Here is a 13,448-nt window from a genome sequence, read left to right on the forward strand (position 1 = left end):
TTTGATCAACGCCACGCCCCGAATTTTCGGGGCGTGGTTTTTTTTTCGCCCGCTAGAACCCGAAGCTCGCTTGCGCCGGGACTGACGCGGCTGAGGGCTCGGTGGCATTTGCGTCGGCAGACGAAGGCGCGCCTTGCCGCTGTGCCAGCAGTTCGTCGTACCGGCGCATAACGTCGGCCGCGCTGGTGTAGCCGACCTCGATGCCGACTGTCTGGGCGACGCGGCGGCGTACGCTCGCGAGCAATTCCGCTTCGTCGGGCGTCGGGCGCGTGGTCGGCCAGCCCGACGAGAAGAGCAGGTGCGCAGGGATCTCCGCCTCGATGGCTTGGCGCTCGATCGCGGCAGCCTTCGCACGCGCAACGTTCGCGGCCAGTTCAGGCGGCAGAAGATGGGGCGCGACGTCGGCCAGCCACCGTTGCCCTTGGAAGGCGAACGTCGATTCGGCTTCCAGGCGCACCATCTCACGGTAGACGTCGTGGTTGTCGGCGCAGCTTGCCGCGGCTCGCAGGTCGTCGAGCGAACTCATGATGCAGTACGCGCATGAGACGCGCGACGCACCGTACACCGTGTACGCCTCATGCAGCGCCAGTCCGGCCGCAGCGATCTCGGTGAAGACCTCGTCGACAGTCCATTCGATGATGGCATTCCACGTCACGCCGGTGCGCCCCTTGGTCGACAGGGGAGCGAGCGGGGCCGCAACAGCCATCTTGCTTCGAGAACTGCTTTCTTGGCGGCGCACGCCGGTGACACTAACGATGTTGTGCGTCGGAAAACGCTTGTTCAGCGCGGATTTAATTAGGTCTCCTTGCAATTCTGAGGTGCAGAAGCGCATGGACGGCGTGCTCCACGGCAGGATCAGCCGCACGCAGGAGAGATCGCGATAGCGCTCGACGTTGTTCGACCAGCGCTTCTCCCATCTGGCGAGCATGTCACCGGCTTGCCGTTGCAACGTAAGCAGTTCCCAGCCGAGATGGGCCGCAAGCCGCTCGCACGCCGGACCGCTGTCCTTCCATTCAACACGGCCGAGGTCGGAATGAACGAGGACGCGCGGACCGCTGTGGCCGATGGCGTCCAGATGGCGGGCAACCGCGAGCGCGCAGGCGACGCTGTCCTTGCCGCCGCTCACGCCGATAGCGACGACAGCGTCCGCTGCGAGCAGCGCCGCCACCTCCGGGGTAAGTGCGACGTCGCGGGCACGCGCGGGAGCGTAGGCGTTTGAACTGGTGCGAAGCGAGGACAGGTCGATGGTCTGGAGCATGGTCGAAGAAGAATCGGGGCAGATGATTCATCTTCGCAGCTACAGCGCAAAGTCAAGCTATGCGGGGCTTGCAGAGGAGTGACCAAAAGAAAGCCCGCGTCGCGGCGAACGACAGCGGGCTAATGGATGTGATCTACAACAGCGCGCGCCCACAGCCACGAGGACGCGCAGTAATAGCTTAGTTGCAAATTTCAGATGAGCAAGGAAAGGCGGCCTACGACTAAGACCGGTCGGGGGCGGTCCTGAGCGAGCCCGAAACGTGATGTTCCTAACAGATCGTTTCGATTTGTCAGTCTATATTGACGCTACCCGCTAATAAGGGTGCTGAGAGACCAGACAATACAAAAACTAAAAAACTAAGGCCACCCAAGGCACATCCTTGGGTGGCCTTTTCTTCGCCCTGGTGAGGGCGGCCACCAGCGCCATGACCCACACCCGCCTCTGGCGCTTCGTCGGGGCGCTCCTTCGAACCGCATCTTTCTTCGCTTCCCGTCGTTGGAAACGCTGTTTATTTCGAACCGAAGTGTTTTTAGCGGTCTTTTCAACGCATTGGCTATGGCGTCGATGGCTAGAATGGCGACTCTCTCAGGTTCGTCGACGGCCCTCGGATTTTGCGACGGACTTTCAAGCGCCGCTCCAGCAATGGAGCAGGCGCTTTTTTTCGTCCCGGCTCCGTGCGTGCGGTGCCGCTCGGGGCGATTCGTCGCGAGGTTAGTCACCGTCCGAAAGCTGTTCGTCTCCGTTTCGAGCGAAAGGCATAGCGAATCCTTGAGCTTTCCAATGCCGACCTCGCGGCTGACTCCGTAGACTGGCTCCATTCCCCGCGCTTTAGCGCATCGACCTACCCCTCCAGCGTGCTGGAGGACCAGCTTCTCTCCAGCCGTCTATGACGGCAATCTTCTGGCGACCTTCGTTGGTCGCCTTTTTTCGTCCCGTTGGGAGCCTATCCCTTCGGGAGACAGCTCCCTTTATTTTTTGGAGTTGTCTATGTCTCGCAATCTCGCACCTGTCGTCAAAGTTTCCAGCAAGAACGGTTTCATGGCGAATCAGCGTGTGGTCGGTCAGGACGTCGAGGCCAGCCCGCCGCAGCTTTACACCGGACGCATTCATTCGGTGTGGAGCGACGGCACGGCGATGGTGGATTGGGACTATTCGCTCAACCATCAAGCCGAACGGCATCTGGTGCAAAGCGGTCGTGTCAGACTGCATCACCTCAGCCATGCCGCCTCGTAGGTCTTCGTAAATGACGCGTCCAGTGCAGTTCGCTGGACGCCGTTTCTTCAGGTCCAAATCTTTCCTTGATGGGAGCCTCCCATCGAGGGCGGCTCCTACCTTTCTCAGGAGTTGCCCATGTTCCCGATGCTCAAACACGCTATCAGCAGCCTCGCCTGGTACGCCAAGCAGGACGCCGAAGCCTGGAAGATGCTGTCGTTTCTCGTTGTCGTTGTGTACGTCTCGACGGCAATCGCCTCGGTCATCCACTGACTCACGTAGCTTTTCGCTGCGTATTTCCCGTTTCTCTTCCCTTTGGGGCAAACCAGCCCCTTCGGGAATGGATTGCCTCACATTCAATCGAGGTGATCCATGATCAAGTTTTTCTGTTCCGTGATGCTTCTTTCGGTTCTGACTGGCTGCGCCACGGCGGACTTCGGCTCGCCGGATACCTACCAGCGCTACGACGTTCAACGCATCGGCCAGTTCGAGCAGGCAACCATCCTGCGCGTGCGTCCGATCACCATCGAGAGCAATTCTGGCTCGTCGGGCATTGCATCGATCGTCAGCGCAGCGGCAGGTGCCTTCCTGGGCTCGCAAGTCATCGGCAACGGTAGCGGCCGCTATATTGCCGGCGCGCTTTCCGGCTCCGCTCCGGCTTGGTCGCTCAGCGCGTGAGCGCCGCTATGTCTCGTCACAGCGGTGTCGAAGTTTTCCTTCGTCGCGCCAACGGTCAGACCGGGGTCGTTACACAGGTCGACGATCAGCAGTTCGCTGTTGGTCAGCAGGTGTTTCTCGTCTCGAATGGGTCCGGCTACCGGATCACCCACTAACTGGCGGCAACGCCTCGACCAACTGGATTAACCATCAATGAACCACTATCAGTTGATCACCCACGGCCAGACCAGCGGCTGGGACGCTTCGACCAACGATGTCAACGGCAAGAACTTCTACGGGATGCTTCCGGTGGAAGTCGCTGCGCAAGCAGGCGACGTTGACGAGTTCACGGCGATTGTGTCTCACCCGGAGTTCTGCCCATCGGGCGCGCGGCCGCATATGTTCGCCGAGGTTGGGCGGATCAGCGACGGTTACGGCGACGCGAGCTTCAAACGCTTGAAGCCTGCGCTCGACGGTTACAAGGCGCGATTCCTCTAATCGGGCATCGCAGTACGCATCTTCTGAATGCGCGGTGAAAACCGCGCCAACCCTTGCGGGGCAGGCTCCCCGCAAGGGACCTGCCTCGTCTGCAATGAGGCAATCATGAAATTTCCCCGAGTGTTTTATGCGGACCGCAGTAGTGCCAATGCCGGCGCGAAAGCGGCTCTGCAACGCCATGCGACGCGCGTTCTGCGACGCGTCGCGCAGGACTTGCGTCTTCCGGCGCATGCGCACGAAATCGTCACCGATACGCGCCGCGGCAATTCCGAAGTACGGGTGTCGTTGCGCACCGAGACGTTGTTTGTCGACGTGCTCGAGCGTCAAGGAGGTTCAGGTGTCGCGCTGAGCTTCAGAACCGGGCGCGGCCGCTCCGACCTGACGGGCGGTGGCGAAAACCACGTCGCCCTGACGCAACTCGAGACGCCCTCGGGCTATCGAGCAATGTTGGACGGCCTGCGTTTGGCCGGCGGCATCGATCCGAAGTGCGGAGGTCGTCGATGAAGCTGGCGAAGGTGAAAATCGAGTACAGCGCCGGCACCAAGATCGTGGACCGGGTTACGCTCGATCCAACAACAGGGCAGGTTCATCTGGCACCGCGTGTACTCGGGCTACTCGGCAAGATGGAGGAGTCTGAGTGTTCTCCGTCGTTCACTTTGGAATACAAGGGCCATGTCTTGCCGGTGACTGCCCATCCGGACGGAACTTACGTCGTGTCCGTTCCGCGTGATCTGGGCCCCGGACTGGGCGATAGGCTTTACGCAATTGCTAATCCGTCGAAGGATCAACGGCAGCAGAACGGCCGCTACCTGCACACGTTGTCGGCGGCATCCATCGGCGGCGCAGTTGGCTATGCACATTCGTCCGCTGCTTGGGATGGGCCGACCGTTGTCGGGACCGCCGCTCTTGTCGGGCTTGGAGTAGTATTGTGGTATGCCGGCTTCTTACATATGAAAGGAGAATGACGTGGGCGCGACCATCTTCACGGTAGTACTTGGCCTCTCCATCGCGGGCTTCTTCATGTGGACCAACCACAATGGACAGAAGCGCGATCGCGAGCGCGAGTGGGGCAAATGATTCGACGCAGCGCAAGCTAAGTCCAAAGACGAAACCGCACCTTTCGAGGTGCGGTTTTTTTTACCGTTTTCGTTTTCTGGCGCGCCTTCGGGCGCGCTTTTCATTTTCAGGAGTTGGTTATGTCTTTAGCAAACACGGATGCGCTGCGGGGAGGTGTTTCCGCCGATGGTGCGGTCGATATTAAGTCGGTCGCCCGGCTGGATACCGACGGCAAGACAGTCGATCAGGTCTTCCAGGATCTGTGCCGCTTCGTGCGCGGAACGGAGCTCGAACCCGAGTGGCTTTGTCACGCGAACCTGCAGGACGACGCTAACGAAGCCATGTACGGAGCGCGCCACAGCAGACCGTGGCCCGAGCCGTCGTCATACGAACGAATCTCCGTTTCCGTGTGCATCGGAAACAGCGAGGGCTGGCTTATTCATGTCGACTTCATCAGCCGACCGCAGCTTAGCGACTCGCTCGACCGCACCTACGCGATCATCCCGTTGCTCCGCGCGAAGGTCTTTTCGACTGACCACGCGTGGTCGCTCGCTCGTCTAATCGCCCGTTTAATCGACGCGGCTTAATAGCTCAACTTCGTCAAGCGCCCATTCGGCGCATTTAACCCTTGCCGGGCATCGACCCGACAGGGAGCGATTGCCCGCAATTTTTCCGAGGCAATCGACCATGTATCAGCTTTCCTTCTCGGGCGCGGCCCATTCCTTCCGTACGATGCTCGAAGTGCTCCGTTTCCTGCGAGACGACGCGAGCGTCGCAGCAGTCGACGCGACAGAGATCGCGCTTACGTTCGTCAGCCACTCCGTATCCGTGACTCGCTATAACGGCAAGCTTACCGTTCGTCGGCTCGGAACGGCGACAGGCCTCTTCCTGTCGCTCATCGACGAGATCGACGCGGCCTACTTCAGACCGTCGTTCGCCGCGCTCGAAGCGTGGCAAATCCGGCGCGAGCACTGGCAACTGCTCTATCTGGCTTTTGATCTGGCGCGCGAGCCGCTGTATTTGTTCTCCTCGGATCAACTGGCGCAAGCCAACGAAGAGGCGGCTAAGAGCGGCCGTCGCGGGCTGGATTTGTTCGAGCTGCTGCAGGACGAGTCCGAGCGTCGGTTCGGCTTCCGCTACGCCGGCCCGATGCTGGACGATCGACAGAGCAACGGTCGGCATGAAGTTCACGTCGCCTACGCGCTTGCTGCGGGCAAGCCTGTTCCGCAGGCGGTGATCGATGACTACGCTTCGTTGTCGAAGTTCGACTCCGATTTGCAATGGGCCAAGCCGCTTCTCGCGGTGCCGGAGTTGCGCGGGGCGCTGCCGCTTGCGAAGCTCGAGCCGCTCGCAACGGTGATGCGCCATTCGAAGCAGGCGATCACCTCTGACAATGCCGCGCTGCTCGCGATGCTGATGGGTCTCGTGCCGAACTCGCCAACGACGGTCGAAGTCGACGACCTGCTGTACGCGAAGGGCATTCTCGGAGCGCATCCTTTGCCTGAGGCGTACCTGAAGCCCGTCGATGTCGGCCTACCGACCTGCCAGTTTGCGGAGGTACTGCGGCGTACGCTCGCCGACAGCGCGCGTGACAACCGGCTAGCGGAACTCGAGAAGGCGCGGAAGTCGGGCAGCATCAGCGCCCGCCGCTTCCAGCTGGACTCGCAACTGGCCATTCTCGATCACGGCAGGCACACGCACACTTTTGCCAACGAGTTTGCGAAGGCAGTGCAGACGGCCGACATGTCCTATCTCCACAGTATCCTGGACCGGCCCGACGATGCGAACCGCGCGAGCAAGCAAGCGGTGCGCGAGGTGTTCGGCATCAAGCTCATCGGCGTTCGAGCTGCGGCTCGGCGCCGGGGCATCTTTCAACTGGCAGGTATGGACGCCGCGCAGCAAGCAGAGTGGGAGGCGTTGTCGGTTTCCCAACGTGAGGCGAGGCGCGTCGCCCGCGAGGTCGCTCGCGCTCGCGAAGCGGCTGAGATGTCGCGGATTCGCATGCAAGACGGTGCGGCCGTGACAGGTACGCAGTGGGTGGAGCGGACGATCGCCGAAGGCTTCTCGGAGATCGTGAGCGTGCGGCAGGGGACGAGCGTGCGCTACGCGCTCGCAGATCCTGTGCGGCAGTTGCAGGTATCGCTTCGCGCAAACGACGGTACGCTTGCCTATGCGCGCGTGGCGCTTGAACAGCGCGCAAGCTAACTCACTTTCGAACCAACCCGGCCATCGTGCCGGGTTTTTTTAGCCGCGTCGGCCGTCGCGATGGCTTAAGGCACCATGAATTAGTGATCTTTGCACCGGTTGCGCCACCGCACGACCCCTACACTGCATCTATCACCCGCGTCACTGACGCATCGACCCAGCCGGCTACGAGCCGGCTTTTTCATATCTTGCCCCTAAGGGACCACGTCCCTACGGGCGTAGTCTTTATGGGGCTTCTCCTTGGAAGCCATCATGAAAGTCACGCCCGCTCAACTCACCGAACTCCTCTCGCTGTACGTGCCGAAGCGTCTGCCGGTGCTCATCACTGGCCGTCCCGGCATCGGCAAGAGCGACATCGTCGAGCAGACCGCACATGCGACTGATCACGAACTGCTCATCAGTCACCCGGTTGTCGAGGATCCGACCGACTCGAAAGGGTTGCCGTTTCCTTCGCCCGACGGCACAACCGCCAAGTTCCTGCCGTTCGGGGATCTGGAGCGCGCGATGACGGCCAGACGCCCGCTGATCTGGTTCTTGGATGACCTTGGGCAGGCCTCGCCCGCCGTGCAAGCCGCGAAGATGCAGTTGCTGCTCGCGCGGCGCGTCGGTGAGCACGTCCTGCCACCGCAGGTCACGTTCCTCGCGGCCACGAACCGCCGTACCGACAACGCCGGTGTCTCCGGGATTCTCGATCCGGTGATTTCGCGTTTCGCCACCGTGGTTGAACTCGAACCGACCATCGACGACTGGACGCAGTGGGCCGTGCGCGAAAACATCCCGCCCGCGCTCATCGCGTTCCTGCGCTTCCGCCCGGACTTGCTGTCCGTGCAGAAGACGTCGCGCGATATCGAAAACGCACCGAGCCCGCGTAGCTGGGGGTTTGTCGCGAAGACGATGGACGTCGTGCCGAAGCATCTGGAGCACATCTCCTACGCTGGTTCGGTGGGAGAGGGTGCCGCGACGGAACTGGTTGCGTTCCTCCAGATCTTCCGCGAACTGCCGAATCCGGACGCGATCCTTCTCGCGCCCGACACGGCCATGATCCCGACGACGCCTTCGGCGTTGTACGCGATCGCGGCAGCGCTTGCGGCACGCGCGAACGAAAACAACTTCGATCGCGTCGTGCGCTACACCGAGCGTCTGATCGGCGAGGGGCACCGCGAGTTCGCGGCGCTGCTCGTGCGAGATGCTGTCCAGCGCTCGCCGCAGATCCAGAACTCGTATGCCTTCATTGGCGCGCAAGGCGGAGAGATCGGCAAGATCATCCGCGGCGAGTAACCACGCAATACCCCTTTCTCAGCCTCACCCATGTTGGCCCTGCCGTGTCTTCGGACGCGCAGGGCCTTCTTCTTTGCTTCATCCATTCCATTTCTACGAGGTTTTCTCATGGACATCACTTCCATCCAATCGAAAGTCATGCTCTGCTCCGTCACGATTTCGACCTGGGTCGCCCGCCGTTTCGACGGCAAGGTGACGCAGGAAGTCGAGAGCAAGCACCACGCGAAGGGCATCGGCAGATTCAACAAACGCCTGTTGCCCGAGCACGCGCCGAGCTTCGCAGAAGTCGTGACGCTCGCCGGCCGCATCCGCTCGTACTTCTACGACCACACCCTGAAGTACGACCAGTTGGGGGTGCGGCTCTTGCCGACGATGGTCTACATGGATTTCGCCGAAAAGATGCGCTCGTTGAAAGACGAGTTCGACTTGGCGGTTTCCGTGTTTCTCACCGACTATCTGAATCTCAAGGAGGCCGCTCGCGAAGAACTGAACGGACTTTTCAACGAGGCGGACTATCCGACCCTCGCGGAGCTGTCCACGAAGTTCGGCGTGAAGATGGCGGTTCTGCCGTTCCCCGACGCGAGCCAGTTCGGCGTCGAGCTTCCGGCAAACGTGCTCAACACGCTCAAGAGCGAGTTGGACCAGCACGTTCTCGCCTCGATCGCGACCGCGAACGAGGATCTGGTGCGGCGTCTGTACGAAGCTGTCTCGCAGATGGCTAACCGCCTGTACGCGACCGGCAACGTGCGACTGGACGTGGCGAACAACGTGCGCGAACTGTGCGCCTTGTTGTCGAAGCTCAACTTCGCGAATGACCCGCAGCTCACGCACATCCTCGAGCAAGCCAAGACGCATCTGGCCGTGCACACGGGCGCGGAACTGAAGGACTCGCGCGTGCTTCGTTCTCAGGTGGCCAGCAAGGCACAGGAGATTGAAGGGCTGATCGCCGCGTTCATGGGCATGCAGCCGGAGCCGATGGAAGTCGAATCGGCAGGTGCAAGCCAACTGCGCCTCGTCGCATAAGGGGGCGTCATGGACCGCACCGATGTTGTGCTGGGCAGTAGCGCGGTCCATCCGCGCATTGCCCGGCAGCGCACTGAGCTCGTTCTCTCGCAACCTTTCTTCGGGGCGCTCGCGCTCCGATTAAATGTTCGTGAGGACCCGTCGACCAAAACGTTCTGGGTCGACGGCGAGACGCTGGGCTACAACCCGACGTATATGGAGTCGCTCAGCGACCTTGAAGTGCGCGGCGTCGTCGCGCACGAGGTGCTGCACGTGGCCAACGGCCACTGCTGGCGTCAGGGCGCGCGCGATCCCGACCGATGGAACGATGCCTGCGACTACGCGATCAACCCGATCGTGTTGTCGTCGGGCATGGTTCTGCCGAAAGGGGCGCTCATCGATCCGCGCTACACGGGCAAGTCGGCCGAGGAGATCTACGGTTTGCTGACGGAAGAGGCAAAGGAAAAGCAGCAACAGCAGCAACAGCCTCCGCAGCCGAATCAGCAGCAGCCGCAGAACCAGCAGCCGCAACAGCCGCCGCAGCAGCCGCAGCCGGGTCCGCAAGACCAGCAGCAGCCGAAAGCCGGGCAGGCTCCGAAGCCCGGTGGCCAGAACGGCACCGCGCCGGGGCAGTCGCCCGCCGACCAGCCAGCGAAGCCCGGCTCCTTCGGCGAAGTCCGGCCCTACAAAGGTCCTGACAAGCCGGTGAAGGAGGCGGAGTGGAAGGTTGCCGTCACGCAGGCCGCGAAAGCGGCCGCGATGCGCGGCAAGCTCCCCGGCGATCTGCAGGCGATGGCCGGTGAAGCGGTTCGGCCTGTGGTGGACTGGCGCGCGGTGCTGCATCGCTTCGCGCAGCAGTCGTCGCCGTCGAACTACAGCTTCGCGACGCCTAATCGCCGATACCTGCACCTCGGGTTCTATCTGCCCGCGCTGCATACACCGGCGATCGGCGATGCGGTTTTCGTGCGTGACTCCAGCGGTTCGGTGTTCGACGAGACGCAGGCGCAGTTCGACGCGGAGATCCTCGCAGTTTTCCACTCGTTGAAGCCCGCGCGGCTGATCGTGATGGACTGCGACACGCGCGTCACGCAGGTGCAGATCTTCGAGCGAGGCGACTCGCCCGAGATCAAGCCTGTGCGCGGTGGGGGCGGGACGGCGTTCGTCGACCCGTTCATCCGGGTCGCGCAAGACGGCATGAACCCCGCCTTTCTGGTCTACCTGACAGATATGGTGGGGCGCTTTCCAACCGTCGCGCCGCACTACCCGGTGCTGTGGGCATCGACCACCCCTCTGACGCGCGCCCGCAAGGCACCGTTTGGCGAGACGATGGAGGTGATCTGCTAGAACCCGGCTAAGCCGTGCATCCCTTTAACAACAAGCCCGGCGCGCCGGGCTTTTTTTTCGTCTGCGGTCGCGTCAGGCGCGCTGCTTTTGCAGCGGCTGATATGCCTCGCCACCCTTGAACCGCTCAAGCCGCTCGCTCGCCGTGGTAAGTGCGCCAAGGCTTACAGACTGCAGTTGCTGGTCGTACACGCAGACGACTGCGGTCAGCAAAGCGAACGCCGCGTCGGAGGAAACGCGCCAAATCCCGCGCTCTCGACCGCCTTCGAAAACCTGGGCCATCGCGCGGTCGGCGGCCAGCAGGGTTTCGTGCGAGAACTCACCGTGGCCTGCCTCCGAAAGAAACTTGGCCAGCAGTACCACCTCGGTGATGTGCTGCGCGGGAGCGATCTCGTCGCAGTCGCGGCGGAGGGCTTCCAACGAGAGATGAGCCCGGAGCGCCAGGTCGTCCACGACTGCGCGGGGGATCGGGAGCAATTGTGCTTTCAGGCGCGCACGGGCGGCTTGAGACGAACGCTGGAAGGTTGCGGGACATAGGAAATGCATGATTTGACTGCCTGGCTTAACGATCTTCCCAAGCCGGTTCTGAAGAAGCGGTGGCGGTGCGGCCGTGCTGGAACCGCTCGACAACAGCGATCGCGCGTTCGCACCGGTCCGCATCGAGCGTATGGATCGAACACTTCTCCGCGTCCGCGCCGATTTCGCCAGCCAGCCATTTCATTGCTTTGGCGCGAGCCTCAAACACGTTGCAGCCGTCGCGGCGAACCTTCGCCGACACCAGTGGTTCGAGCGCTGCGTGTAGCTTCGCCTTCAGTTCTCGAAGGCGAGCGTCGGCGAGACGCCCGAGCGGCACATTGCGCGTGCTGCGCGGGAACACGCCGATCCACGCCTGACAGTTCTGGCACAGCCACAGCGGGCCGTGGTCGTCCCGGTAAGGGTAGACGTGGTCGCCTGCACGCGCAACGACGGCTGGATCGCCGCAATAGTCGCAATTGGGGTGAGGAAGAGGCTTGACTGGTTTTCCGATGCGCATCGCCGATGACTCAGGGGCGGAAAAACGAACGAAGCGGTGGCAGTCAACGAAAACGGCCGCCGGGCAAAATAGGAAGGCCTAACAGCCACTCGCCGCAGGCTGTAGCCGGAAAGCTATGTCATTTTTGACGTCTTTCTGGCAAATGCGTTTCATCATGATAATTCACTTGGCCCTTCTGGCAGGCCAGAGCTAATTACCGGCGGGCGATAGCTGGCTATACCCTAAAAGCCGGTCAATTTGAGGCGTCTTTTGCGCGTCCGCGTGCACGCCGCAGCACCAACAATACCCGACATGTTCGATCGCCCACAGAGCATCGCGTGTCCGAGTCTGCCGATAACCCACTGCTGAAGCTGCGCCCGCTCGAAGCGGAAGCCGTGCGCATGTTTTTCCATGCGCTTTCGCCGCTGCGCGAGCTGCTCGATGCGCCCGACCTCGCGGAAATCATGATCAATGATTACCGCAACGTCTGGGTGGAGCGTCGGGGCGTGATGACGCGCGAGAACGTCGACCTGCGCCCGGAACAGCTTGAGGGCGCAATTCATTCTCTCGCGTCGTCGGTGGAAAAGTCGGCGAAGGCGGGAAGCGACAAGGGGATCATCAACGCGGGCCATCAAAACCTGCGTATCGCAGCGGTCATGAGTCCGACGTCGATCGACGGGCACGCGCTGAGCATCCGGAAGCATCGGGAGTCGAAGCTGACGCTCTCGGACTACGTGAGCATGGGGGCGTTCTCTGCGGCGAATGCTCGGCCGGAGTTCGCGGAAGCCATTCACTTTGAGGAAGGCATCGAGGACGAGGCGCTCATGCGCGCGCTCGTCGCGCTCGTCCAATCACGCAAGAACGTCCTCGTCGCCGGCGGCACGTCAGCAGGTAAGACCACGTTCCTCAACGCGCTGATCGAACAGATCCCGTCCGACCAGCGGGTGATTTCCATCGAGGACACGATGGAATTGAAGCTGCACGTGCCCAACCGCGTGCGGCTGCTCTCCAATGCCGACACGAACGTGACGACGCAGCTGCTCGTTGCGCTGTGCCTGCGCTGTATCCGTCAGCGCAACCCGTCTTGAGTGTCCGAGTGCACGATGCGAAGGTTTCGGCATCGTGGTGATTGGAGTGGTGCGATGGACGACGACGTGATGGGGAGAACTGCCGTGCGAACGGGCGCTCGGCGCCCCCGCCAAGGCGAGGCGTTCTGGCGAGAGATGGTGGCAGCATGGAAGATGAGCGGCGTTGGCACTCGGCGCTTCTGCCGCGAACAAGGCCTGGCCGTCAGCACTTTCGGGTTGTGGCGCAAGAAGTTTACGGGCGAGACGCCTGCAACGATTCCGCTGGCTGTGACGGCCGACGCCGCGTTTGTCGTCGCTCGCCTCGAAGGTGAGCCTGCGGCGACACCATCAACTGCGTCGGCCGATACGTCATCGTTGTCAACGCGTGATCGCGTCACCTTATCGATCGCCGGCGTTCGCATCGAAATGAGCGGCGTGCATGCGGAGCGCATTGTGCGCTTCGTGCTCGGACAGCTTGGCGGTACACGGTGCTGATCGCCGCTGACGTTCGAGCTTACATATGCCGCGAGCCGGTCGACATGCGCAAGTCGATCGACACACTGTCGTATCTGGTCGAACCGCTGCTTGCGCAGAAGCCAAGTTCAGGCAACTTGTTCGTGTTCGTCGGCCGTGACCGCAAGAAGGTGAAGTGTCTCTATTGGGACCGTACCGGCTTCGCGCTTTGGTACAAGCGGCTCGAACTTGGGCATTTTCCATCGCCCGCGGCATTGGCACAGCGCGGTTTCACGCTCGCAGAGCTCAATGCATGGCTTGAAGGTATAGAGATTCCGGCGCGCGAACCTCATCGCGCCGTCGCCGTGACGCGCGTTGCGTAAGCGCCTGAATCGCGCGTAATTCTGGG

Annotated in this window: 16 protein-coding genes and 1 pseudogene; 14 read left to right on the forward strand and 3 right to left on the reverse strand. The window is 61.8% G+C overall.

Translation table 11 applies throughout. The annotated features are described in order from the left end of the window. Nucleotides 1-52: 52 nt before the first annotated feature. Nucleotides 53-1,258 carry a hypothetical protein gene (locus tag ACEN42_RS40415; protein WP_371884653.1) on the reverse strand — a complete coding sequence of 402 codons (1,206 nt, stop codon included), beginning with the start codon at nucleotides 1,256-1,258 and terminating at the stop codon, nucleotides 53-55. 987 nt (nucleotides 1,259-2,245) lie between these two features. On the opposite strand from ACEN42_RS40415, the gene ACEN42_RS40420 reads away from it, so the two are divergent. The 11 genes from ACEN42_RS40420 (at nucleotide 2,246) to ACEN42_RS40470 (ending at nucleotide 10,510) form a co-directional block, all read left to right on the forward strand. Continuing rightward, nucleotides 2,246-2,491 carry a hypothetical protein gene (locus tag ACEN42_RS40420; RefSeq protein ID WP_371884654.1) on the forward strand — a complete coding sequence of 82 codons (246 nt, stop codon included), beginning with the start codon at nucleotides 2,246-2,248 and terminating at the stop codon, nucleotides 2,489-2,491. Nucleotides 2,492-2,608: 117 nt separating this feature from the next. Continuing rightward, entirely contained in the window at nucleotides 2,609-2,743 is a 135-nt protein-coding gene (locus ACEN42_RS40425; protein WP_371884655.1) for a hypothetical protein, read from the forward strand. A 99-nt stretch (nucleotides 2,744-2,842) separates the two neighbouring features. After that, nucleotides 2,843-3,148 carry a hypothetical protein gene (locus tag ACEN42_RS40430; protein WP_371883988.1) on the forward strand — a complete coding sequence of 102 codons (306 nt, stop codon included), beginning with the start codon at nucleotides 2,843-2,845 and terminating at the stop codon, nucleotides 3,146-3,148. 192 nt (nucleotides 3,149-3,340) lie between these two features. Beyond that, complete coding sequence (locus ACEN42_RS40435; RefSeq protein WP_371883989.1) at nucleotides 3,341-3,625, forward strand: hypothetical protein; 285 nt, start codon at nucleotides 3,341-3,343, stop codon at nucleotides 3,623-3,625. A 27-nt stretch (nucleotides 3,626-3,652) separates the two neighbouring features. Then, the gene (locus tag ACEN42_RS40440; RefSeq protein ID WP_371883990.1) at nucleotides 3,653-4,129 is read left to right on the forward strand and encodes a hypothetical protein; all 477 of its coding nucleotides are present in this window, start codon (nucleotides 3,653-3,655) and stop codon (nucleotides 4,127-4,129) included. After that, on the forward strand, nucleotides 4,126-4,590 hold the full coding sequence (locus ACEN42_RS40445; protein ID WP_371883991.1) for a hypothetical protein: 465 nt from the start codon (nucleotides 4,126-4,128) through the stop codon (nucleotides 4,588-4,590). The genes ACEN42_RS40440 and ACEN42_RS40445 overlap by 4 nt, the downstream gene beginning before the upstream one ends. Before the next feature lie 231 nt (nucleotides 4,591-4,821). After that, entirely contained in the window at nucleotides 4,822-5,268 is a 447-nt protein-coding gene (locus tag ACEN42_RS40450; protein WP_371883992.1) for a hypothetical protein, read from the forward strand. A gap of 100 nt (nucleotides 5,269-5,368) precedes the next feature. Beyond that, on the forward strand, nucleotides 5,369-6,886 hold the full coding sequence (locus ACEN42_RS40455) for a hypothetical protein (RefSeq protein ID WP_371883993.1): 1,518 nt from the start codon (nucleotides 5,369-5,371) through the stop codon (nucleotides 6,884-6,886). 252 nt (nucleotides 6,887-7,138) lie between these two features. After that, nucleotides 7,139-8,164 (forward strand): ATP-binding protein, encoded by a 1,026-nt coding sequence (locus tag ACEN42_RS40460; RefSeq protein ID WP_250482461.1) that lies wholly within the window; start codon nucleotides 7,139-7,141, stop codon nucleotides 8,162-8,164. A gap of 108 nt (nucleotides 8,165-8,272) precedes the next feature. Then, nucleotides 8,273-9,187: a hypothetical protein gene (locus tag ACEN42_RS40465; protein ID WP_371883994.1), complete on the forward strand. Its 915-nt coding sequence runs from the start codon at nucleotides 8,273-8,275 to the stop codon at nucleotides 9,185-9,187. 9 nt (nucleotides 9,188-9,196) lie between these two features. Beyond that, nucleotides 9,197-10,510 (forward strand): DUF2201 family putative metallopeptidase, encoded by a 1,314-nt coding sequence (locus tag ACEN42_RS40470; RefSeq protein WP_371883995.1) that lies wholly within the window; start codon nucleotides 9,197-9,199, stop codon nucleotides 10,508-10,510. Nucleotides 10,511-10,582: 72 nt separating this feature from the next. Here the strand turns inward: ACEN42_RS40470 and ACEN42_RS40475 are convergent, their stop codons facing one another. Together ACEN42_RS40475 and ACEN42_RS40480 are read right to left on the reverse strand one after the other, a co-directional pair. Continuing rightward, nucleotides 10,583-10,960 (reverse strand): hypothetical protein, encoded by a 378-nt coding sequence (locus ACEN42_RS40475; protein ID WP_371883996.1) that lies wholly within the window; start codon nucleotides 10,958-10,960, stop codon nucleotides 10,583-10,585. A 109-nt stretch (nucleotides 10,961-11,069) separates the two neighbouring features. Beyond that, the gene (locus ACEN42_RS40480) at nucleotides 11,070-11,540 is read right to left on the reverse strand and encodes a zinc-finger-containing protein (protein ID WP_371883997.1); all 471 of its coding nucleotides are present in this window, start codon (nucleotides 11,538-11,540) and stop codon (nucleotides 11,070-11,072) included. A gap of 317 nt (nucleotides 11,541-11,857) precedes the next feature. On the opposite strand from ACEN42_RS40480, the pseudogene ACEN42_RS40485 reads away from it, so the two are divergent. From ACEN42_RS40485 to tnpB, 3 genes and pseudogenes are all read left to right on the forward strand, one after another. Next, a pseudogene (locus ACEN42_RS40485) lies at nucleotides 11,858-12,580 on the forward strand (ATPase, T2SS/T4P/T4SS family); the annotation flags it as partial. A gap of 81 nt (nucleotides 12,581-12,661) precedes the next feature. Then, nucleotides 12,662-13,081 carry an IS66 family insertion sequence element accessory protein TnpA gene (locus ACEN42_RS40490; RefSeq protein WP_371882815.1) on the forward strand — a complete coding sequence of 140 codons (420 nt, stop codon included), beginning with the start codon at nucleotides 12,662-12,664 and terminating at the stop codon, nucleotides 13,079-13,081. A gap of 44 nt (nucleotides 13,082-13,125) precedes the next feature. Further along, nucleotides 13,126-13,422, forward strand: a complete 297-nt coding sequence (gene tnpB / locus ACEN42_RS40495; RefSeq protein ID WP_371882816.1) for an IS66 family insertion sequence element accessory protein TnpB — start codon at nucleotides 13,126-13,128, stop codon at nucleotides 13,420-13,422. Nucleotides 13,423-13,448 lie beyond the last annotated feature (26 nt).

It is taken from the genome of Caballeronia sp. S22 (assembly GCF_964261745.1).
Classification (GTDB): domain Bacteria; phylum Pseudomonadota; class Gammaproteobacteria; order Burkholderiales; family Burkholderiaceae; genus Caballeronia; species Caballeronia jiangsuensis.

What these genes read in the sequence shown, in the direction of transcription:
- ACEN42_RS40415 (WP_371884653.1), bottom strand. Translation starts at nt 1,258, where the DNA reads ATGCTCCAGACCATCGACCTGTCCTCGCTTCGCACCAGTTCAAACGCC.
- ACEN42_RS40420 (WP_371884654.1), top strand. Translation starts at nt 2,246, where the DNA reads ATGTCTCGCAATCTCGCACCTGTCGTCAAAGTTTCCAGCAAGAACGGT.
- ACEN42_RS40425 (WP_371884655.1), top strand. Translation starts at nt 2,609, where the DNA reads ATGTTCCCGATGCTCAAACACGCTATCAGCAGCCTCGCCTGGTACGCC.
- ACEN42_RS40430 (WP_371883988.1), top strand. Translation starts at nt 2,843, where the DNA reads ATGATCAAGTTTTTCTGTTCCGTGATGCTTCTTTCGGTTCTGACTGGC.
- ACEN42_RS40435 (WP_371883989.1), top strand. Translation starts at nt 3,341, where the DNA reads ATGAACCACTATCAGTTGATCACCCACGGCCAGACCAGCGGCTGGGAC.
- ACEN42_RS40440 (WP_371883990.1), top strand. Translation starts at nt 3,653, where the DNA reads ATGCGCGGTGAAAACCGCGCCAACCCTTGCGGGGCAGGCTCCCCGCAA.
- ACEN42_RS40445 (WP_371883991.1), top strand. Translation starts at nt 4,126, where the DNA reads ATGAAGCTGGCGAAGGTGAAAATCGAGTACAGCGCCGGCACCAAGATC.
- ACEN42_RS40450 (WP_371883992.1), top strand. Translation starts at nt 4,822, where the DNA reads ATGTCTTTAGCAAACACGGATGCGCTGCGGGGAGGTGTTTCCGCCGAT.
- ACEN42_RS40455 (WP_371883993.1), top strand. Translation starts at nt 5,369, where the DNA reads ATGTATCAGCTTTCCTTCTCGGGCGCGGCCCATTCCTTCCGTACGATG.
- ACEN42_RS40460 (WP_250482461.1), top strand. Translation starts at nt 7,139, where the DNA reads ATGAAAGTCACGCCCGCTCAACTCACCGAACTCCTCTCGCTGTACGTG.
- ACEN42_RS40465 (WP_371883994.1), top strand. Translation starts at nt 8,273, where the DNA reads ATGGACATCACTTCCATCCAATCGAAAGTCATGCTCTGCTCCGTCACG.
- ACEN42_RS40470 (WP_371883995.1), top strand. Translation starts at nt 9,197, where the DNA reads ATGGACCGCACCGATGTTGTGCTGGGCAGTAGCGCGGTCCATCCGCGC.
- ACEN42_RS40480 (WP_371883997.1), bottom strand. Translation starts at nt 11,540, where the DNA reads ATGCGCATCGGAAAACCAGTCAAGCCTCTTCCTCACCCCAATTGCGAC.
- ACEN42_RS40490 (WP_371882815.1), top strand. Translation starts at nt 12,662, where the DNA reads ATGGACGACGACGTGATGGGGAGAACTGCCGTGCGAACGGGCGCTCGG.
- tnpB (WP_371882816.1), top strand. Translation starts at nt 13,126, where the DNA reads ATGCGCAAGTCGATCGACACACTGTCGTATCTGGTCGAACCGCTGCTT.